Annotated in this window: 28 protein-coding genes, 1 tRNA gene and 2 pseudogenes; 16 read left to right on the top strand and 15 right to left on the bottom strand. The window is 37.3% G+C overall.

Annotated elements, in window-relative coordinates; genetic code table 11:
* Positions 1 to 170: 170 nt before the first annotated feature.
* Positions 171 to 401 carry a MerR family DNA-binding protein gene (locus KMHG_RS18860; protein WP_147608224.1) on the bottom strand — a complete coding sequence of 77 codons (231 nt, stop codon included), beginning with the start codon at positions 399 to 401 and terminating at the stop codon, positions 171 to 173.
* Here KMHG_RS18860 and KMHG_RS18040 point away from each other — a divergent pair.
* The 3 genes from KMHG_RS18040 to KMHG_RS12815 all read left to right on the top strand — a co-directional run bounded on the left by KMHG_RS18040 (position 393) and on the right by KMHG_RS12815 (position 1,851).
* Positions 393 to 887, top strand: coding sequence for a type 1 glutamine amidotransferase domain-containing protein (locus KMHG_RS18040; RefSeq protein ID WP_010290067.1), 495 nt, complete (start codon positions 393 to 395; stop codon positions 885 to 887). The two genes, KMHG_RS18860 and KMHG_RS18040, sit on opposite strands and share 9 nt — an antisense overlap.
* Before the next feature lie 85 nt (positions 888 to 972).
* On the top strand, positions 973 to 1,386 hold the full coding sequence (locus KMHG_RS18035) for an EVE domain-containing protein (protein WP_010290066.1): 414 nt from the start codon (positions 973 to 975) through the stop codon (positions 1,384 to 1,386).
* 24 nt (positions 1,387 to 1,410) lie between these two features.
* The gene (locus KMHG_RS12815; protein ID WP_026022106.1) at positions 1,411 to 1,851 is read left to right on the top strand and encodes a hypothetical protein; all 441 of its coding nucleotides are present in this window, start codon (positions 1,411 to 1,413) and stop codon (positions 1,849 to 1,851) included.
* Between the two features lie 46 nt (positions 1,852 to 1,897).
* Here the strand turns inward: KMHG_RS12815 and KMHG_RS12810 are convergent, their stop codons facing one another.
* From KMHG_RS12810 to KMHG_RS12795, 4 genes are all read right to left on the bottom strand, one after another.
* On the bottom strand, positions 1,898 to 2,809 hold the full coding sequence (locus KMHG_RS12810) for a class I SAM-dependent methyltransferase (protein ID WP_010290063.1): 912 nt from the start codon (positions 2,807 to 2,809) through the stop codon (positions 1,898 to 1,900).
* 107 nt (positions 2,810 to 2,916) lie between these two features.
* Entirely contained in the window at positions 2,917 to 5,316 is a 2,400-nt protein-coding gene (locus KMHG_RS12805) for a heavy metal translocating P-type ATPase (protein ID WP_010290061.1), read from the bottom strand.
* A gap of 70 nt (positions 5,317 to 5,386) precedes the next feature.
* Positions 5,387 to 5,593, bottom strand: a complete 207-nt coding sequence (gene copZ / locus KMHG_RS12800; protein WP_010290060.1) for a copper chaperone CopZ — start codon at positions 5,591 to 5,593, stop codon at positions 5,387 to 5,389.
* A gap of 21 nt (positions 5,594 to 5,614) precedes the next feature.
* The gene (locus tag KMHG_RS12795) at positions 5,615 to 5,932 is read right to left on the bottom strand and encodes a metal-sensitive transcriptional regulator (protein WP_010290059.1); all 318 of its coding nucleotides are present in this window, start codon (positions 5,930 to 5,932) and stop codon (positions 5,615 to 5,617) included.
* A gap of 149 nt (positions 5,933 to 6,081) precedes the next feature.
* Between KMHG_RS12795 and KMHG_RS12790 the strand changes: the two genes are divergently transcribed.
* Complete coding sequence (locus KMHG_RS12790; RefSeq protein ID WP_010290058.1) at positions 6,082 to 6,675, top strand: hypothetical protein; 594 nt, start codon at positions 6,082 to 6,084, stop codon at positions 6,673 to 6,675.
* A gap of 102 nt (positions 6,676 to 6,777) precedes the next feature.
* Here KMHG_RS12790 and KMHG_RS19150 read toward each other — a convergent pair whose 3' ends face one another.
* The gene (locus tag KMHG_RS19150; protein ID WP_154647378.1) at positions 6,778 to 6,924 is read right to left on the bottom strand and encodes a hypothetical protein; all 147 of its coding nucleotides are present in this window, start codon (positions 6,922 to 6,924) and stop codon (positions 6,778 to 6,780) included.
* A gap of 81 nt (positions 6,925 to 7,005) precedes the next feature.
* On the opposite strand from KMHG_RS19150, the gene KMHG_RS12780 reads away from it, so the two are divergent.
* Positions 7,006 to 7,863, top strand: a complete 858-nt coding sequence (locus KMHG_RS12780) for a helix-turn-helix domain-containing protein (RefSeq protein WP_010290056.1) — start codon at positions 7,006 to 7,008, stop codon at positions 7,861 to 7,863.
* Positions 7,864 to 7,910: 47 nt separating this feature from the next.
* Here the strand turns inward: KMHG_RS12780 and KMHG_RS12775 are convergent, their stop codons facing one another.
* Positions 7,911 to 8,459 (bottom strand): GNAT family N-acetyltransferase, encoded by a 549-nt coding sequence (locus KMHG_RS12775; RefSeq protein WP_010290055.1) that lies wholly within the window; start codon positions 8,457 to 8,459, stop codon positions 7,911 to 7,913.
* Between the two features lie 255 nt (positions 8,460 to 8,714).
* On the opposite strand from KMHG_RS12775, the gene KMHG_RS12770 reads away from it, so the two are divergent.
* The 7 genes and pseudogenes from KMHG_RS12770 to KMHG_RS12745 all read left to right on the top strand — a co-directional run bounded on the left by KMHG_RS12770 (position 8,715) and on the right by KMHG_RS12745 (position 12,791).
* Entirely contained in the window at positions 8,715 to 9,518 is an 804-nt protein-coding gene (locus KMHG_RS12770) for a protein rep (protein WP_439097672.1), read from the top strand.
* A 47-nt stretch (positions 9,519 to 9,565) separates the two neighbouring features.
* Positions 9,566 to 9,880: a hypothetical protein gene (locus KMHG_RS12765; RefSeq protein WP_010290053.1), complete on the top strand. Its 315-nt coding sequence runs from the start codon at positions 9,566 to 9,568 to the stop codon at positions 9,878 to 9,880.
* A gap of 119 nt (positions 9,881 to 9,999) precedes the next feature.
* Positions 10,000 to 10,119 (top strand): annotated as a pseudogene (locus KMHG_RS19945) (helix-turn-helix domain-containing protein); the annotation flags it as partial.
* A 42-nt stretch (positions 10,120 to 10,161) separates the two neighbouring features.
* Positions 10,162 to 10,296 (top strand): annotated as a pseudogene (locus tag KMHG_RS19610) (IS30 family transposase); the annotation flags it as partial.
* A gap of 53 nt (positions 10,297 to 10,349) precedes the next feature.
* Positions 10,350 to 10,769, top strand: a complete 420-nt coding sequence (locus KMHG_RS12755; protein ID WP_010290051.1) for a hypothetical protein — start codon at positions 10,350 to 10,352, stop codon at positions 10,767 to 10,769.
* A gap of 346 nt (positions 10,770 to 11,115) precedes the next feature.
* Complete coding sequence (locus KMHG_RS12750; protein WP_010290049.1) at positions 11,116 to 11,337, top strand: hypothetical protein; 222 nt, start codon at positions 11,116 to 11,118, stop codon at positions 11,335 to 11,337.
* Between the two features lie 80 nt (positions 11,338 to 11,417).
* Entirely contained in the window at positions 11,418 to 12,791 is a 1,374-nt protein-coding gene (locus KMHG_RS12745; RefSeq protein WP_010290048.1) for a VanZ family protein, read from the top strand.
* Positions 12,792 to 12,822: 31 nt separating this feature from the next.
* Here the strand turns inward: KMHG_RS12745 and KMHG_RS12740 are convergent, their stop codons facing one another.
* From KMHG_RS12740 to KMHG_RS12720, 5 genes are all read right to left on the bottom strand, one after another.
* Positions 12,823 to 13,266 (bottom strand): PH domain-containing protein, encoded by a 444-nt coding sequence (locus KMHG_RS12740; RefSeq protein WP_010290047.1) that lies wholly within the window; start codon positions 13,264 to 13,266, stop codon positions 12,823 to 12,825.
* Positions 13,267 to 13,282: 16 nt separating this feature from the next.
* Complete coding sequence (locus tag KMHG_RS18025; protein WP_010290046.1) at positions 13,283 to 13,504, bottom strand: helix-turn-helix transcriptional regulator; 222 nt, start codon at positions 13,502 to 13,504, stop codon at positions 13,283 to 13,285.
* 11 nt (positions 13,505 to 13,515) lie between these two features.
* Entirely contained in the window at positions 13,516 to 13,824 is a 309-nt protein-coding gene (locus KMHG_RS12730; RefSeq protein ID WP_010290045.1) for a DUF6442 family protein, read from the bottom strand.
* A gap of 118 nt (positions 13,825 to 13,942) precedes the next feature.
* Positions 13,943 to 14,677: a glucose 1-dehydrogenase gene (locus KMHG_RS12725; protein ID WP_010290044.1), complete on the bottom strand. Its 735-nt coding sequence runs from the start codon at positions 14,675 to 14,677 to the stop codon at positions 13,943 to 13,945.
* A gap of 16 nt (positions 14,678 to 14,693) precedes the next feature.
* Positions 14,694 to 15,122: a MarR family winged helix-turn-helix transcriptional regulator gene (locus KMHG_RS12720; protein ID WP_010290043.1), complete on the bottom strand. Its 429-nt coding sequence runs from the start codon at positions 15,120 to 15,122 to the stop codon at positions 14,694 to 14,696.
* Positions 15,123 to 15,366: 244 nt separating this feature from the next.
* On the opposite strand from KMHG_RS12720, the gene KMHG_RS12715 reads away from it, so the two are divergent.
* Positions 15,367 to 15,813, top strand: a complete 447-nt coding sequence (locus tag KMHG_RS12715) for a YrvL family regulatory protein (protein WP_010290042.1) — start codon at positions 15,367 to 15,369, stop codon at positions 15,811 to 15,813.
* A gap of 157 nt (positions 15,814 to 15,970) precedes the next feature.
* A complete protein-coding gene (locus tag KMHG_RS12710; protein WP_010290039.1) occupies positions 15,971 to 16,510 on the top strand; it encodes a DUF4309 domain-containing protein in 540 nt (179 codons plus the stop codon).
* 42 nt (positions 16,511 to 16,552) lie between these two features.
* Here KMHG_RS12710 and KMHG_RS12705 read toward each other — a convergent pair whose 3' ends face one another.
* Together KMHG_RS12705 and KMHG_RS12700 are read right to left on the bottom strand one after the other, a co-directional pair.
* Positions 16,553 to 17,050, bottom strand: a complete 498-nt coding sequence (locus KMHG_RS12705) for an SH3 domain-containing protein (RefSeq protein WP_010290038.1) — start codon at positions 17,048 to 17,050, stop codon at positions 16,553 to 16,555.
* A gap of 165 nt (positions 17,051 to 17,215) precedes the next feature.
* Positions 17,216 to 17,289 (bottom strand) — tRNA-Lys (locus KMHG_RS12700).
* A 312-nt stretch (positions 17,290 to 17,601) separates the two neighbouring features.
* Here KMHG_RS12700 and KMHG_RS12695 point away from each other — a divergent pair.
* Both KMHG_RS12695 and KMHG_RS18020 read left to right on the top strand, forming a co-directional pair.
* Positions 17,602 to 17,805, top strand: coding sequence for a hypothetical protein (locus KMHG_RS12695; RefSeq protein WP_010290037.1), 204 nt, complete (start codon positions 17,602 to 17,604; stop codon positions 17,803 to 17,805).
* A 23-nt stretch (positions 17,806 to 17,828) separates the two neighbouring features.
* A complete protein-coding gene (locus KMHG_RS18020) occupies positions 17,829 to 18,101 on the top strand; it encodes a YczO family protein (RefSeq protein WP_010290036.1) in 273 nt (90 codons plus the stop codon).
* A 46-nt stretch (positions 18,102 to 18,147) separates the two neighbouring features.
* Here KMHG_RS18020 and KMHG_RS12685 read toward each other — a convergent pair whose 3' ends face one another.
* Complete coding sequence (locus tag KMHG_RS12685; protein WP_010290035.1) at positions 18,148 to 19,833, bottom strand: methyl-accepting chemotaxis protein; 1,686 nt, start codon at positions 19,831 to 19,833, stop codon at positions 18,148 to 18,150.
* Positions 19,834 to 19,973 lie beyond the last annotated feature (140 nt).

The raw sequence follows: 19,973 nt of genomic DNA, 5'->3' as shown, positions 1-19,973 counted from the left end.
GCAACGTTCGAAGAACGGGTAAGTGGGGGTAGTTCAAGAATACTTGTATAGGAAGAGAAACTATTTTATTTTTCTACATAGTTAGGAATGATGTTTTTTTTGAAAAAAGCCCCTCCGAAAAATCGTGAGGGGCGTTTGACGTTAATTCAGCTAAAAATTGGGAAACGATATTAAGAGACGATTTTTTGATCAATCTCGTGAATATAGCCTTCTAGCATATGAATTTGTTCTTCTAGTTTCTTTTTATGTTCAATCAAAATCGCTTGTGTGTCGATCGTTTCATGTGTCGTATGAATCATGGCGATATTATTTTTAATATCTTCAATTGACATACCGAGTGTACGGAAGCAACGGATTAAATTGAGCAGCTCAATATCTTGATCATCGAATAAATGACAGATTTAGATTGGGCATACTATACAAACGATGATTTCTTAAACCAATTAAGCACGACACTTGCGGCTGAAAGCATTGATCCAAGTGCATACGAAGTGATTTACTATGCAGGTGGTCATGGTGTGATGTGGGATTTTGCAGAAGATCAAAACTTACAAAATATTGCGAGTGCGATTTATAAAAATGGCGGCGTCGTATCAGGTGTTTGCCACGGTGTTGTCGGCTTATTAAACATTAAAGATGAAAATGGCGAACATTTAATCAATAACAAAAAAGTAACAGGCTTTGCGAACACAGAAGAAGCTGCTGTCGGTTTAGAAAAAAATGTACCGTTCTTAACAGAAGACGAACTTATCCGTAAAGGTGCTAACTATGTGAAAAGCGATGACTGGGCTGAATTTGCAGTCGTAGACAATCGCGTCGTAACAGGTCAAAATCCCGCTTCTGGTGCTGCTGTCGCAAAAAAAGTCATTCATTTATTACAAGCATAATCATGTTGAAAAAGTGTTGTTCGAATAGAACAGCGCTTTTTTTGTTACAATGAAGTGAAGGATTCAAAAATAAGGAGTGTATGACATGCATACATGGATTTTTCAAAGCGATGAGGCAAGCTTTGATTTTAATACATATTTAATGACGCAAGATTATGTGACATGGCCTGTTCGTCAAAAACATTTAGCCGAGCTGCTAGAAATTGGAGATACGGTTTTTATTTGGCGCAGAACAGGGAATGAACAATATAAAGCAGGTGTTGTAGCGATTGCAACGGTGACGAAAACGATATATGAAGCAGAAGTGTTGCACGAAGATATGCTTGCAATGGCAGAGCTACAATTAATCGATGTTGACCCGACACCACGTGTACCGCGAGATGTATTAGCAACGATGAAATCATTTAAAGAGCTACAAATTTTAAGAATGGATCAATATACAAACTATTTAATTTCACCTGTACATGCGAAATTACTGCAAAAAATGTGGGATGCTTAAATGAAAATAGAAGGGGTCGATCGTATGAAGAAACGTTTGCTCGTCATGAGTGCTCTAATTACCGCAATGATTTGTGTCGGGGTCATGTTGTCAAAATCAGGGCCGCCGACGCTAACCGTACAAGCAGATCATAAAAATATTAAAGTGACGCGCGGGACGTATTGCTGGGAAGGGCGCTTACAAACGACATGTGAAGATACGATTTCCCCACCAGACATTGTGAAGTCGCAACAAATTAAACCGAAACGTGTCGCACCGAATGCTGATATTGAGATTAAGTTTCAACAAAAACCTAATGAAGATACGTTAGGCGTTAACATATGGTCAGGGGAGCGCGCAGAAAATGTGCCGTTAACGGACAATCATTTTCGAGCGCCGAGACGACCAGGCGTTTACGTGTATGACGTATTTGCACGTTGGGATGAAGGCGCCGCAAGCTATACGTTCACCATTGAAGTAGAATAAAGATTAATGAAAAGCGCCACTTCGTCATGAAGCGGCGCTTTTGCTATTAATATTTAACGGCATGAACATAATGAATCGTTTCAAATGCTTGTAGATCATCATGGCGATGTGCAAAATATTGTTGCTGAATGGCTTCAGGAGATAGCTGTTCATATACACACAAGTGTACATCTGCTAACAATTGCTCAAGTCGCTGCATAGATGTTGAAAATGTCATCGGTTCCCCTGCGGCGGCAGCCATTTGTACCATATGTTGAACGCGGTTATGAATGCCTGCTGTTGTGTGTAAATGTTCATCTGCGACATCAAAAACGATAGAACTACCTTGTGGTAACGTTTGAAATAATGCCATCAGTAAATGGCGGAGTGCCGTTTCTGTTAAATAATACGTTACGCCAAGTAAACTGAACACTGTTTTTTTGTGTGGATTAAAGCCTGCTGCAATCAGTTGCGCACGCACATCATCTACTTTGAAATCTGAAGCAATAAATGTGACGTTAGTAGGTACTGCGATGCCTAGTTGTTCAAAGCGGGTGATTTTGAACGATTGTGTCGCTGGATGGTCGACTTCAAATATACGTATATTTGGATATTTGTGGCGTAAAGCAAATGTATCCAAGCCCGCACCTAATATAACGTATTGTTCAGCACCTAGCATTATTTCATTTAGAACGATTTTCTCTGCGAAAGCCGCACGTGCAAGTGGCGTCGGGCATAGTTGCGTATGGGCAATCCATTGTAAAATGGTTTTAGGATTATAATGTTGTTTTTTCGCAATATCTGGATGAAAAAATGAAGCATTTTCGATCATGCTGTGGGCAATTTTTTCATATTCCTCACATAATAAAAGTTTGTTTGCGAATGTATCTTTAAAAATGAGTGGTTCGTCTTCATTCATATGATATGCTTTCGTAAATGTTGATACAAGAGAAGTTAAGCTTGATGTTTGTCGTTGCATTCTAAAAAACTCCAATAAAAAAAGATTCCCCTGGCCAGGAGAATCTCATTGTAACACCGCTTAAATTTAATGTAAATTATAGCATAAATAAATTTTTTTGTCAAATTTTATAACTTTACACGTTGTAGACGTAACGCATTTAACACAACCGATACAGAACTGAATGCCATCGCGGCACCTGCAACCCAAGGCGCTAATAAACCAGCTGCGGCAATCGTAATGCCTACTGTATTGTAAGCGAATGCCCAAAATAAATTTTGTTTAATGTTGCGCATCGTTTTACGACTCATGACGATGGCATCGGCAATACCTGATAAGTCACCACGCATTAGTGTAATATCAGCTGCTTCCATCGCAACATCAGTACCTGTCCCAATCGCCATACCGATATCGGCTGTAGCAAGTGCTGGCGCATCATTAATACCATCACCGACCATTGCGACTTTTTTACCTTGTTGTTGTAATGTTGTCACATGTTTCGCTTTATCTTCAGGTAATACTTCTGAAATGACATGTTGAATGCCGACTTGTTTAGCGATGGCGTGCGCTGTATGTTCGTTATCACCTGTTAGCATAATGACGTCAATATTCATCGCTTGTAGACGTTGTACTGCTGCACGTGACGTCGCTTTCACCGTATCTGCAACGGCAATGATACCAACATAAGCTTCATCAATCGCAACGAGCATCGCTGTTTTACCCGCTTGCTCTAGTTGTACCATCTGTTGTGCGGCATCATGCGTATCAATATGATTGTTTTGCATGAGTTGACGTGTACCGATGAGCACTTTGCGACCGGCTACTGTCGCTTTCACACCATAACCAGGCAGTGCTTCAAATGTGTCGGCTTGTGCGAGTGTGATTCCTTTATCGACAATACCGTTTACAATCGCTTGTGCGAGCGGGTGTTCAGACGATTTTTCTGCTGCCCCGATAAGCGGTAACAATGCATCGTCAACGAAAACATCTGTTAATACGGGTTTCCCATTTGTGACGGTACCTGTTTTATCGACAACGACCGTATCAATATGACCCGTTTGTTCTAAATGCTCGCCACCTTTGAATAACACACCATACTCCGCTGCGCGACCAGAGCCGGCCATAATCGAAGTCGGTGTCGCTAATCCAAGTGCACATGGACAAGCGATGACGAGAATCGTAATCAATACTTCAAACGCAGGTGTAAATTCGCCAGGCGTGATCAACGTAAGCCAAACGATAAATGTTAGTACGGCAAACGCCACGACAGTCGGTACGAAAATGCCAGAAATTTTATCTGCCAATCGTTGAATCGGTGCTTTAGAGCCTTGTGCGTCTTCTACGACTTTAATAATTTGTGCGAGTGCGGTGTTGCGGCCTACTTTCGTTGCACGCATCGTTAACATACCATTTTGGTTCACCGTTGCACCGTAGACGATGTCACCTTGTTGTTTATCAACAGGTAAGCTTTCACCTGTAAGCATCGATTCATCAATAGCGCTCGTGCCACGTACTACTTCACCGTCTACCGGGATTTTTTCACCCGGTTTCACGATGAGCATATCACCGATAATAACGTCTTCTAGCGGCACGACTTGTTCGACATCGTTGCGAATAACAACGGCTGTTTTCGCTTGTAAGCCCATTAATTTTTTAATTGCTTCGGAAGAACGACCTTTCGCTTTTGCTTCAAATAATTTCCCAAGCAAAATCAAGGTAATTAAAATGGCGCTCGTTTCGAAATAAAGATGAGGTACGTGATGACCTGTTGAAACGATTGCTTGATAAACGCTATAAAAATAAGCGGCGGACGTGCCCATTACGACGAGGACGTCCATATTGGCGCTACCGCTACGCAATGACTTGTAAGCACCTACATAAAACTGGCGACCGATCATGAATTGAATCGGCGTTGCGAGTAGCATTTGAAACCAAGGATTCATGAATAAGTCAGGCACGTATAAGAAAGAAGTAAACGAAAAATGGGCGACCATTGTCCATAAGAGTGGCATCGATAAAATCGCTGAGATGATAAATTTTCGTTTTTGTTGCTGAATATGCTGCGTTCGATAATCGACTTTCGCATCATCTTGTTGCGGTTGATGCGCGCCGTAGCCGAGCTTTTCGATCCGTGCGATGATATCTGCCATCGTTAATTCAGATGGATTGAACGTGACAGTCGCTTTTTCTAATGCCAAATTGACGTTGGCGCTAGAAATGCCGTCTAGCCGATTCAACACTTTTTCAATACGCGCTGAACATGCGGCACACGTCATACCGGTAATATCTAGTTCAGCTTTTTCTTTCACGACACCATAGCCGAGCTTCTCAATTTTTTGTTCGAAATCCGCTTCTGTTAATTTAGCAGCATCATACGTAATAGCTGATTTTTCGAGCGCTAAGTTTACTGTCGCATTTTCGACACCGTCTAAGCGGTTCAACACTTTTTCGATCCGCGCTGAACATGCGGCACATGTCATGCCTGTAATTTGAAAGTTTGCTTCTTTTAATTTTTGTTCTGTTTGCATCATGACCACCTCTTTATATACCTTATAGGGGTATGTTTTGTAGAAAATGAAAGAGTGCGAAACCGCACCCTTACACAACATCGTATCCTTGATCTTCGATTGTTTCTTTAATATCATCAATTGATACTTTTGTATCGTCGAAGGCAACGTCTACTTTTGCGTCATCTAAGTTTACGTTTACTGTTTCGATACCGTTTAATTCACCGACACTTGATTCAACAGCTTTCACACAGTGACCGCATGACATACCTTGTACATTTAATGTTACATTTTGCATATAAAAAAACTCCTTTGAACATTATTTTTTCATTAATTTATGGATGGTTACGACTAATTCATCGATTACTTCATCGTCACCTTCTGATAGACGGTCGACAACGCAGCCTTTTAAGTGCCCCTCCAATAAAATTTTCGCGACACTATTGAGTGCTGATTGACTCGCAGATAGTTGTGTAATGACATCATCGCAATACACATCGTTTTCAATCATATTTTTAATCCCGCGAATTTGACCTTCAATGCGGTTTAAGCGCGTTGTTAAATCTTTTTTCACTTTTTCAGGATGATGACTTTTGCGACATGCTGTATGATTCGTGACAACTTGTTCTGTTTTCATATGCGTAACCCCCTTATTATTTATAATATAGCATACCATAGTAGGGTATACAAATATGCTGTTTGAAGAAATATTGACATAGAAGGTTTATCAAATTGTATAAATTGGCAATGGATACATAAGAATGTAATTCAAAGGAGATGGCAACGATGAAAAAGGTGCTACTTGCCGCAGCTGTGGCATTGGGTATAAGTCATGTTAGTACGCAAACGGTGGTCGAGGCAAAAGTAACGACGTATTACGACACGCACATTACAGCAGCGGACGGAAAAAATTACCGCATTGCGCTACGCTCATCAAACGTTAAAAAGAAAATTGCAGATGACGGGGACGTGTGGGCAGGTGTCAGCGAAGGGGATCAACTGTATCGCGGAACGTTTCAATTTTACGTAAACGGAAAGAAAACGTCTTATAAAACGAAAGTAGAGTACAATAAGACGCGCAAAAATTTTTATAAAGTAAATATGAAAAAAGGTACGCCATCGTTCGTCGCAATTTCAAAACCGGGCGGCACGGACATTAATGATGTGAAACTGTACTATATGTACAAAGGAACGTTACGTACGTTAAATAAAACATTGACGACGACATTGAAGCCAAAATATCATGCGAAAAACATGATTAAAACTGCAGGCTATAGCAACATCATCGGCAAATATTATGTGTACTATTATAAGGTTAATCCTGAAACGGGTGGCGTGAAATATGTGAAGACGAAAACAGTGGCGAAGAAGCCGTGGTAACATAAATAAACCAATTAATTAGTTAACTAATTAATTGGTTTGTTTTTTATTTTTAATCTAACTGCCGATACGGAGATGTCATAAAAAAAGAAGTAGCCGCGGCTATTCCTTTTTTTGCGCAATAGGCATAATCGTTTTCAGTAAATAAAAGCTGAAAACAATGATCAGCGATATTTTTGCCCATGCTGGCAATGGACTGAGTGCAGCGCAAATGATGCCGATGATAAAGTAGATGTTTGATTGATACATAAAATCCCTCCTTGACCATAGTTTATCGTATATAATGGTGATAAAAACAAAATATTCCAATTGGTATATGAGGAGCGCTTTATGAACTTTGGGGAAACATTAAAACGTATTCGAAAAAATCGTCAAATGACACAATTGCAAGTATGTGAAGGGATTATGCCACAGGGGACATACTCAAGGATTGAGCGTGGAAAGCTGCCACTTACATTGGCACAAACTGTCCAATTTGCACAGCGCTTGAACGTATCGTTGAATGAATTGATGTACATTCATCAAAATTACACAGCAACGTCTCGTGAAAAGGTGTTAAAGGCATTTCGAGAAATCGAACTTGTCGGCGTGGCTGACTTATCAACAAAATGGGCGGACGTAAAACGTGTGTCGGCAGCGGACCCTCATTTGCAGTTATTAGATGAAGCATACGCACTATTTGACGTACTCTTTAAAACAGAGGACATTGCGCAAGTGCAGCAAGTAGCCGTTCCTATATGGGAAAAGTTATCACGTTTAGATCATTGGTATTTAGAAGATTTGGAGCTATTAAATGCGATGTTATATTATTTTCCAGTCGACGTAGCGGAGCAAATTGTCCAAACAGCTTTGAAACGTTTGCATCAATATGAAGCATATGAAAAAGATATTACTGCGTTATCGTTCTATTTTCGACTGAACCTAGCAAACTTGTATATAGGCCATCAACTATATGAAAAAGGGAAAGCACAGTTGCAGGAAGTATTCACATTGAAGCAAAAAATGTCTTACCAAACGCTGAGCTTTGCGTATACACTTCAAATAATTGCGCATGTTCATTTGTCATTGCCGTATGACAAGATGTATCAACAGCTCATCGGGTTACTGACAGCGTATGAAGATGCTACATTGAAAGAACAGTTATTAGCGGAGATTCATGCGCATCAACATGTTACAGAAGAAGTATAAAAAGCGCCAATCCAATGAAGGAGAGGCGTTTTTGTTTATAAAGTATCTCAGTTTTTTGTAGGCATTACTTTTTCAAAACGGAAAAATTCATATTCTTCATCAGGTGTAGGCTTATGTGGATCTACATTCGGTCCAGGATTTCCTTTGTGTTGAAATTCTACGATGTGGAATCCACATTTATTAACGTAAAAATGAATATTACGTTTCTCGAAATAGGGGGTGTATAGTTCCCATACTTTTGTATATGGGAAAGCTTTTTCAATAGCTTGCCAAGCGCGTGTACCGAGTCCTTGTCCGTGCGCTTCCTCGCGAATATAGAAAAATTCGACTTCATTGCGTTGTGTGTCTTCATCTATTTTTAACACGACGCCACCGATGCGTTTACTGTCTAACATGAGTTGTCGAATGACGACATCATCTCCATAAAGCGCGTGTTTATAATCTTCCTCTGACGGTACAATGCCCATTTCCAACGGGTTTTCTACGCCGTTAAAGCGATCTTTTAGCCCTTTCATAAAAGCAGCCTGTAATTCTTTTTTTAATGTTTCACGCATATCTGCGGTGATTGGTTGTAATTGAATGGTTGTCATCATCATCGTTCCTTTCTCTTATAGTGTAAACGATGAAGTGACTTAATAGTAAAAAAATGTAGTTCTTCTTATCTTGATACATATATACATATAGAAATAACAAGATTTTCTGAAATGGGCTTGAACCCTTGATATGACTGGGCTAGATCCTATTTTGATGGTATAAAGAAAAATATACAAAAAAATCCCAATATGTTAAAATGTGGTTTTCGAGAAAACAAAATAACACGTAGGGGATTTTTGTACCATTTTTTCATTCACGTGAAATCAAAAAGGAAATTTTATAGTTTTAAGTTAGCGAAAACATGGTTTTGTAAATCACCGTTATGTCCAATGTGTAATTGGAGGAAAACGATGAAACGAAGTGTACAAACAACGAAAATTGTAGAAGAAGTCATTCGACAAAAATCGAAGGCAAGATGGCTCTTTTTAACGCTTTCTGTGAAGAACGTTTTTGATGGCAATCAATTAGATAAAAGTTTGAAAGAAATGGCGATTGGTTTTAACCGTTTGATGAAGTACAAAAAGGTCGCAAAAAACATGATTGGGTTTATGCGTTCAACTGAGGTAACAGTGAATGAAAAAGATGGTTCGTATAATCAACATATGCATGTTTTATTATGCGTAGAATCCAATTATTTCAAGGGATCAGATAATTATTTATCACAAGAAGATTGGACAAATCTTTGGTGGAAATCAATGAAACTAGATTACACACCAGTTGTGCATATTGAAGCTGTAAAAAACAAAAAACGAAACAAAAAAAGTGAGTACACAGCGATTCAAGCAGCTGTCCAAGGAACAGCGAAATATTCGGATTATTTAACAGGGAATGTAGAGAATGATTTAGACGTTGTGAAAGATTTAGAAAAAGGCTTATTTCGTAAACGAATGATTGCATATGGTGGTTTGTTGAAAAAAGTACATAAACAATTGAATTTAGATGATATAGAGGAATGTGATTTGGCACGAGTAGATGATGAAGATTCGGATGAAGAAGAAAAAGCATATTCGATTGTGGCACAATGTAATTGGACACTAAAAAATTATTATATTTTCAAATGATTTTTTAATGTTAAAATATTTATTAAAAATTAAAAGGTGGGATAGATGTGGAAGAAAATAACGATTATCCTAAATGTCATATTTATTCTCAAGATAGTTGGCATGGAGAAGCTTACATTGTTGGAAATAGAACTGGTTTAGAAAAATTACGAGATGCGATAAATTTAACATTAGAAAAGGGCAATACTAAAAATACATTTTGGCCTAATGATTATGAATCGTATCATCTTTTTATGGCTTGTATGAGTGAGGATGATTTTGAGGGTTTAAAGTTGCCTTACAATGTTAGAATTCATGAATTAGAGGATGGTCAAGAAGCCTATGAATTTTTAAAAAAACCTTATTATACTTTAGATAAATAATTAGTACTTGACGAATTGTAATATTAAGTGCACCACTCAAAATAAATAAAAAAGACCCATTCAATATGAGCCTGTATAATTAAAGTTCCTACACCAAAATCAACAGGGGGCCATATTGAATGAGCTATTGTCATCTTACCATATCTGAACGTTCGAAAATAGAGGTTTTAAAAGGATTAGAGTACTCTTGTCGTGCCATTGCGCGTCATCTCAACCGTTCTCATACAACGATTTCTCGTGAATTAAAGCGATTGAATGAATGGTCTGCCGAAAAGGCGCCATGGCAACATGGCACGAATGAAAATAGTAATGGTCTTTTACGCGAATTTTTCCCAAAACGAATGGATTTGGGACAACTAACACCATCAAAAATAGAAAAAGCACTTTCATTGATCAACAATCGACCAAGAAAGTGACTCAACTGGAACACCACACAGGAAGCATTTGAATATCAGGTGGTGCAGTTAATTTGACAATCTATCATATTGATTTAATACTGAGAGGTGATGAAGTGTTGAAAGAAAAAAATTATCAAGATTATAAGGAAAATACTTATAAATTTCAAATAGGATTGATTTTAGGAATTGCTAGTACGGTAAATCTCTTTATATCTTTTATAGATAAAGAATTTTCATTAATTTGGATTTCTATTTCAATACTCTTATTAGTTTTGTCTAATGTTTGGCTTTTAAAAAGAAAAATTAATTTAGATTCTGAAAAAAAAGAATTATATTTTGCCAAACATGGCGTTTGGAGTGTAGGGTTATTAGTGATTCTTTTTGGTTTCTTCAAAAATGGAATTACTGTTAATTACGTTTTAGTTAGTATTTTTATAGTCGTTTTAGTATTGATTCAATTTAGTTTGTATGACTATAAATTAAAAAAGTAATAAATATTAAAAATAGATTTTTGGCTCATCTAGAGTTCTGTATAGTTTTGTTTGTAATTTTTCAAAAAAGGCAAGGTTTTGATATTAGGAAAAATGTGCGAGCTGCGGAAATGATTTTCTTCCGCAACTGGCACTATTTTTTTTGCGCTTTTCTTTGAGAAAACAATGTGCGATTCAGCACGTTTTCTCTTGTCGATAACATCGACAACAAACCCTTGGAGAGCCTGTTCCAAATGAAATTTGGTATAAATGGAGAATTTCCAAATGCTATTATGCTACTTTTTTTAGGCATTGCTGCTGCGATGATGTCTTACGTTTCTCCAGACATATATGAAAAGAGCGAACGGTGGCGATACATTGTGCGAAAAAGGGTCACGCAAATTGCTTCATTTTATTTGTCGCATTTCTCACATTGTTTACGTTGATGAGCTCGCTCTCACCATTTACTTTGTCATTAAATGTAACAGAAGTGTTAGTTATTTTATGTTGTACGATGATGACAACGATTCCGTTAACGCTCATTATTTATACAAAAAAACAAATGAATTACTTTTATTGGAATAAATAAAACTTTTTGCTAATTCATATCGTCTAATGTTAGAAGGGCAATAGAAATGATGTTGTCTCTATAAAAAAAGGATGAGGAAATTGAGATTAGTAGAAATTGTAAGTATGTTAAAACAAAATGCGTTGCTAGGAATAGGCGCGGCGCTCATCATTGCTGTTATCGTGCTGTGCGCATATTGGATGTATCGAAAAAAGCGACCGTCAACGCAAAGGATTGGGCGAAAAAATGCGCTCGTGACAGTATTGCTATTATGTTATGTGTGCACTGTTGTGGCATTGACGTTATGGAATCGTCACTCATATGTTGAAGGTGCTATTAATTTAGCATTGTTTAGCTCTTATAAAGAGGCATGGTATGCATTTAGTGCACGAGATTTTCAGTACATTTACTTTAATATCGCGATGTTCATACCACTCGGGATATTATTACCGTTATTACATACACGTTTTCGTCATATCGGTTGGACGCTCGCAGCAGCATTCGTCTTTACCGCGTTGATTGAAAGTATGCAGTACATATTACACGTTGGTATTTTTGAATTAGATGACATGATGAACAATGTATTTGGTGCATTGATCGGCTTTGGTCTCGTGACAGCTTGTTTAACACGCAAATGGTCGATGCGTTTACTCGCAATCAGTCCATTATGTGTTTTGCTAGTGGGTTCCATCGGTATGTATGTGTATTATGTGCAAAAACCATTTGGCAACTTAGCGATAACAGCGATTAAAGAAATAGATATGAAGCCTGTTCACGTAACGACGACTCAAACTTTTAGTAAGGAACAACCTGTTGGTACGATGTATAGCGCGCCACAGCTCACAGCGAAAGAAGCGCGCCAATACGCGGATAAATTGTTTGCATATGCTGCGGGTATTCAACCAGATGAACTAGAAGTCACTGCGTATCAACGTGAAGCTTATTACACATACCAAGGGGATCCGGCATATTCTATAGTGATGAATTATGTAGATAGTACGTATACGTTAAGCGATTTTTCGAATTTAGAAGTGAAGCGTGCGGATACAGACGAAGCGACATTGCGTTCAAAAGTGAAGCAACTACACATTCATATTCCAAAAAAAGCGCAATTTAAACGCCTTAATGAAGGTACGTATGAATGGCAAGTGCATCAAATTGAAACTGATGATACGTTAGTCGATGGTAAGTTGAAAGTCGTGTACTATGCAGATGAGACGATAAAAGATGTAGAAAACCATATCGTAACGTACAAAAAAGTAGCAGATGTACCATTAAAAAGTGAACAACAAGCGTATGAGCAATTGTGTGATGGCAAGTTCCAAACGTATGTAACACCTCAGAGGTCCATTCAAATTGATTACGTGAAGCAAAGTTATACATTGGATTCAAAAGGATTTTACCAGCCAGTCTATGTATTTACAGGAAAAGTAGACGGCGAACAAACGAAAATCACAATCCCAGCGGTACAATAGGAAAAAGCCTTGAACATTTCGTTCGAGGCTTTTATGTTTGTAAATGAGGACATCTTTTTTTAAGTTCTGAAACGAAAGCACCTTCATCATTTGGTGAAATTTTAATACTGCCGAGCATAGCTTTACGATAATAAATTTGCAATGCGTGGCGCGCAGATAATACGCGATAGCCTGTGAAAATATTATTCGTATAACTAATTTTCGTGATTGACGTATAAGGAATACGACTTCGGAATGGGCCACCTTTAATAAACAAATGATCGGCTCCGAAGCGGTATTCGATGAAAAAGGCTGTCCAGCAGATGAGACCGATTGATAATAGGCCGACAATACTTAATGTAAGACGTTCATGAGTAGCCATATTTTCTTCTATTAGTACAGGGAATAGGGTAACTGCACCGACAACAACGATAGACACGACAATTAAAAAGACAAAAACGGCATCTATTTTCGCACGAAAGCTGATATAGACCACTTCCTTTCATTATCCATCAATGATGTGTTTCAAAGTAAAATAGTTGTTCAAATGTTTGATCAAGCGCAATACATAAAATGAGCGCGAGTTTGGCTGTCGGGTTAAATTGGCCTGTTTCAATCGAGCTAATCGTATTGCGTGATACACCGATTAAATCAGCGAGTGCCTGTTGCGACATATGTTTTGCTTTTCGAGCGCTACGAATATTATTTTTTAAGATTAATGCATCTTTATCCAATTTGTTCACTCCTATAGCGTTTGCCACACATACAATATGAAAAAGCTTATCGATATGACGCTATAAACGATTCCCCATATGAAGTAAGCTGTTGTTTTCAGCGCTTTATAACGATAAAAATTGCCAATTGCTAAAAAACTAAAAAGGAGCGCTGTCACATCACCGAATGGTACGTCGTAATACACTTGATAGACCATAATGAATACAGCGACAATTAACATGCCAATAAATGCGCCTTCATCAGATAGCTGATGTACCCGTTCTTGTCCTTCGTCTTGCTTCGTTTGTCGATATTTCCGTAAAATCGTTTCTTTATCCATATGTTCACCTCTTTTTTGACAAGTTTACTTGTCAAAATCAGCATATCAAACATAATTGTAACATGTCAAATAATGATAAAAAAAACATGCCATTTTCATGACATGTTCAGAAATTCGATTACTGTGCTGTTAAACCACCATCGATTACAAATTCAGAGCCTGTAGAATAGCTTGAATCGTCTGAAGCTAAAAATAGGACCATATTTGATACTTCTTCAGGTTGTGCGACACGTTTCATTGGAATGTGTTGCGCAAATGCTTCAACTGCTGCTTTCGTATCTTCTTGTACGACCATTGGTGTTGCGATAACGCCTGGGTGTACAGAATTTACGCGAATGCCCATCGGTGCTAAGTTTAAAGCTGCAGCCTTTGTCATACCACGTACAGCAAATTTCGTATCTGTATAACCGATAGCACCACCGACTAATCCATTCATAGAAGAAATGTTTACAATTGAGCCGCCGCCTGCTTTCTTCATAGAAGGCGCTACTGTTTTCATACCGATAAAGACAGATACTTGGTTAATGTCTACGATACGACGATATTCCTCAACCGTTACATCTAACATATTTTTTGCAAAGGTAATCCCTGCATTGTTCACAAGAACGTTTACAGGACCAAATGTTTCTTCTGCTACAGCGAGTACATGTTGCCAATCTTCTTCATTTGCAACGTTTTGTTTGACGAATACCGCATTTTCACCAAGTTGTTGTGCGAATGCTTGGCCTTTTTCTTCGTTTAAGTCTGTTAACACAACTTTTGCACCATTTTCAATAAAAAGTTTTGCATGTGCTGCACCCATTCCTTGTGCTGCACCAGTAATAATTGCTACCTTATTTTCTAATCGTTTCATCATAATATGCTCCTTTTTAAAAATTTTTAATTTGTTTTAATAGTTTTTGCTGGATCATAATATATTGCTGAAGTTCTTCTTCTGTTAAAACGCCATAAACAGTCTCATAATATTGCTGACCGAGCGTTTCTGCTTCATCCATAATGGCTATACCAGCATCTGTAATATGAAGGAATATTTTACGACGATCATGTGCATCGGGTAATTGCTCTATATAGCCAGCACTTAACAATTTATTCGTGATAGCTGAGATGCTACTTTTTGAATAATCCAATGTTTTGGCAAGATCAACTGGCTGACATTTCCCATTTTTACGGATCTCACTTAATACAATGATAGAAGAAATACCAATTGGCTTTTGAAAACCTTCTGTGTATTTAATAACGCTGGCATTATTCAACTGTCCAATCATATTAATCAGTTCATGTAGTTTTGGTTTATTCATAAGTATCTCCTTCAGATAACAGTATAACATATATTGTTCGTTAGTGAACAATAAAGAAAATTAGAAAAATATAAGTTTTTTAATATGTTATTTGCTTCAGATAATATGTAAAAATGGCATGATGTCACAATTACATATAGAAAATAGAGGCATATGGCTATCGTACTATAACGAGAGGATCTATTTTCATAAGTTGAATTCTGGTAAAATTTAGTATGTAAATATTTGGGAGGGATGATAGATTATGCTAAACATGGTCGAAGGAGTTATCTGTTTTTTAATCGTTTTTGTGATTTGTACGCCATTTTTTGTTTTTGAATTGTTCGCGCTTCAATCACTCGGCATTACATATGATTCGCTTTGGTCTTTAGTATTTTTTTATGTAGTCTATACGATTGTCAAAGCACCTATTACATTTGTCGCTGATGCGATACCGATGTTTTTTAAACAAAAAGGGTGGATTCGTTCTTCAAAAGGACTTTTCTATTTTGCTTTACACGCTATTACGTCGTTTGTGCTTATTTGTAGCATTGATTATTTTTTACAGACGGTGTCATTTGCGGTCGAGAGTGCAATGATATTTGCGATTTTCATTGCAGGTTTACATTGGCTGTTTACACATCGTGACCCGGATAAACCTATTTACGGTACAGCTGAATGGGACGCGTTAACACAAAAATTCAAGCAATAATAGGGGTGTAAACATAAAGATTTTCAGTTTACATATGTGGTGAAATAACAAAATCCCTTGCTTCTCATAAAGCAGGGGATTTTTGTTAAATACATTAAGTATTAAATGTATAAAAATGGATATAAAAAGACTATTACACAAGAAGATGTGTCTGCGTTTGAAAAAATGGTTATTAATCGCAGCGTTAACGTTTACGACGAGTAATGTGATAGTAGCAACCGAGGCTTCGGCAACTACCGTAAAGCAAGTGAAAAAAATAAAAAAACTCGCCAAATCTGGTAAGACTTTGCATACGAAAAATTTAAAATTAAATGATCCGTATGAGAAGTTCCATCGTTTACTCGGAAAGCCAGTTGAAACGCGTTCACCACAAGGCGCAGCGTTTATTGACCGTTTTAAAAACGGCACGATGATTGTGACATCAGGTTATTTAGATTCAAACTGGAATTTGCACCGTGTAAAAGGGGATAAAGTATACAGTATTACAAATCGCTATTCAGTGAAGTACAAAATGATTCGTAAAGTATTTGGCTCTGCTGGTGGGACACGTATGAGTTATGTTTCAAGTGAAAATTCAATTACGTATAAAGTAGGTAAATATACAGTATGGTTTACACAAGACGTCTCGCTTACAAAGACGCCAAATGGTAAATTGACGAATACGACAAAATATAATCAATATAGCATCACCAAATAAGTAAAAAAATCTAGCCTCGTCGCTAGATTTTTTTGCTTATTGTTAGCCGTGAGCCCAACCGGTTTTGCAGCTTACAAATCCAATGTATTGCCATTTACCATTAAATTTTGTTTCCACATAGTAAATGCCTTCTGTGTCCCACGCTTCAGCTTTTCGTAGACGATAGTTATTCCCGTCTACATAACGCTTTGCATATTTGATCGCTTTCTTTTTAATGCCAGGTGCCCAATTGTATGGGTTTTTAAATTTTAATGTCCCTTGCTTAATGTAGCCTTTTTTATTTTTGTAAGTAATTTTGTAATAGCTACCTTCAAAACGGTAATCGTCGTAGTAGTCAGATGGTACATCGACACCACCAATTACTTTTACAGCCTTGCCTTTTGGAATCGTGTATAAGACGCGATAAGATGTGCCTGCTTTTTGATACACTTTTACAGTTTGATTTGTAGTTGCTTTATCGTAGCTTGCTGCGGATGCTTTTGGTTGCAAGCAACTTAACATCAGTGTAAATGACGCTAAAAATAAAATAATTTTTTTCATATTTCTCCCACCTTTTTATAAGCATCATAATATACCTATATTAATTTGTGAATAAAGAATTACTAAATGTAAATTTACAATTATTTTTACCTATAAAATATTTTGAACACAATCAAAAAAGAAGGTCTTGCTACAACTTGTGTAACAAGACCTTCTTTTTATATATGGACCTGGTGGGGATCGAACCCACAACCCCCTGATTAAGAGTCAGGTGCGCTAGCCAGTTGCGCCACAGATCCGAATAAATAATATTGCTGTTCGTTTGAACAAGATTTATTATAGCACGATGAAATAAGAATTCAAGGACTTAAATTGATGATGTCAAGTTATTTTGTTGTTAAAAAGTACATATTTTCTTTTAAAAATGCGTAAATTCTGTTTATAGGTGTTGATATGCTCTTTTTTGAAAATGTAAAATTATTTTCATATACTACATAAATGGTCAACACGGCCTCTATAGTAAAAAAGTTGCTTATTTGCTTATAAAACGCATTTATATGTTTATAAGTAGTGGTAACAGGCAACTATTTTATTACGAGGTGATAACATTGATGAAATTAATATGGATTCCAATTGCATTATACGTGTTAGCTATTATAGGTTACATTGTATTTTCACCAAACCGTGATGCAGATAGCAGCTTTATGCTTAGAGTACTAGCGGGGCAAGGTATTGCTTTACCGGTATTATTCTTTGCAATTTTATTTATTTGGTTCTTTAACCGTCGTAAAAAACGTCGCGAACAAGCACAATAAATATCAACAAGGGGGCATTTTAAATGGACGAAAAAGAAAAATATCCAGTAAATGAAGAATTCAAGAAAAAAGCAGATGCGGAGCAAGAAAAATCTGATTACGAACGTATGTCAAGTCCAGACCAGGTTGATTCTGATACAGAAAGTTTATTTGATAAAGATGAATCGATGAAACATGTCGATCCAATTCCTGTTGAGGAATTAAATGATCAAGTAAAAGATGAAAAACCTGGGAATCGCGAAGATACAAAATCAACATCATCTAGTGAACGAAAATATCCACATCAAGATAAATAAAGCGTAAAAAAAGCAGGGGCCCACTGGGTTCCTGCTTTTTTCGTGATTAAACTTTAAATACGCTAATTTGTTCAAATAGTTGTTGGGCACTCACGCTTAAATCTTGCGCGACACTGCTCACTTCTTGAACGGTTGCTAATTGTTCTTCCATGACAGAAGAAATCGTTTCTACAGTAATAGAGCTCGTATTAGCAGCATGCGAAATGTCTTGAATAGAAGATGTCACTTGTTCTGCGCCAGCTGAAAGTTGTTGCGTTGTCGCAGACACTTCTTGAATTTGAGCTGTCATCAAGTCAATAGATGATGAAATACTTGTAAATGATTCGCCTGCCTGGCCAATAATGTCGACACCATCTTTTACAGATGCGAGCGATGCGGCGACTGCTTTTTCGACGTTTACTGTATCCGCCTTAATGTCAGCTGTTAGTGTGCTAATCGCATTAGCGGATGCACGTGATTGGTCTGCAAGTTTGCGAACTTCATCAGCCACGACCGCAAATCCTTTACCCGCTTCGCCTGCACGTGCGGCTTCAATTGCTGCGTTTAATGCGAGTAAATTCGTTTGATCCGTTAAGTCTGTAATCACATTTGTCATAGATTGAATTTCTTCGGTTTGTTTTGATAATTTTAAGACGAGATTATTGACTAAATCCGTAGAATGTAAAATCGTCGTCATTTGTGTTTGCGCGTGATCGACAATATGTACGCCGTCTTGTGACAACTTACTAGAATCTTGTGACGCATCATTTAATGTATGTGATGCTTCTGCAACGCGTTGTACTCCTTGTGCGGTTTCTTCCATTGCATAAGCGCTTTCGTGAGAAGCGGCTGCAGATTGTTGTGTTTGTTGGGCTGTTGCTGAAATTTGTGTGCTTATTTCTTCTGTCCGGCTATTAATTTCTTCGGTACTCGCAGAAAGTTCTTCTGCAGAAGCAGATAGTTTTTCAGCATCTTGTTGTAAATGGCAAACGAGTTGCTTAATATTATTTTTCATCGTATCTACACTACGCGCTAGTTGACCAATTTCGTCTTGTGATGTGTATTGAATATCTGGCAATGTTAAATCTCCATCGGCAACAATCGTTACGATGCCGTTAATTTTATGTAAAGGTTTGACGATACGACGTTGGATGTGAATCATAAAGAAAATTGAAACGATTAAACAAATGACTAAAGCAACGATTAATGTAATGCCTGTTGATGTAACAGAATCGTCTGTTTGCGTACCTACTTCATGCAAACGTTTGTTCAAATTTTCTCGAATAGTGATCGCAGATGTCGTTAAATTTTTATTAGATTCATCCATTTCATCATTCACAATTTTTTTAGCAGTTTTCATATCACCTTTTTTAATTGTTGCGTTGAAATCTGCTAATTGTTTGTTAAAAGTATCGTTCTGTTGTACTAACTGTTGTTGAAATGCTTTATTTTTAGAAGATGTTGCAAATGCATCTAACGTTTCAATCGCTGTGTCGACGGCTTCAGCACTCTCTATCAATAAATTTTTATTTTTTTCACTTGGTTCCAAAATAACAGCTCTTGCAAATAGCCCTTGTCGATTGGCGTTAATTAACACATCATCAATCATTTGTACTTGCTTATTACGATTATCGACCATATCATCAACGTTGCGGTCTACTGTTGATAAATTGAACAGGGTAATGACAATGGAAAGTGTCATACATGAAATAATCGTAATAAATGCAAGATTTAATTTTTTGCCCACACTCATTCTTTAGTCCCCTTATTAAACCATTTTTTGTTTTTAAATACCTATATATTTTATCTCATTTTTTAAATAAAAAGTACTTATTTTTATATTTTATATGAAAAGACGAAAAAGATATAGGTACGTTAGCGCAAAAGTGAATG

This window comes from Kurthia massiliensis (assembly GCF_000285555.1).
Lineage (GTDB): Bacteria > Bacillota > Bacilli > Bacillales_A > Planococcaceae > Kurthia > Kurthia massiliensis.
This window is presented reverse-complemented; position numbering and strand designations above follow the sequence as displayed.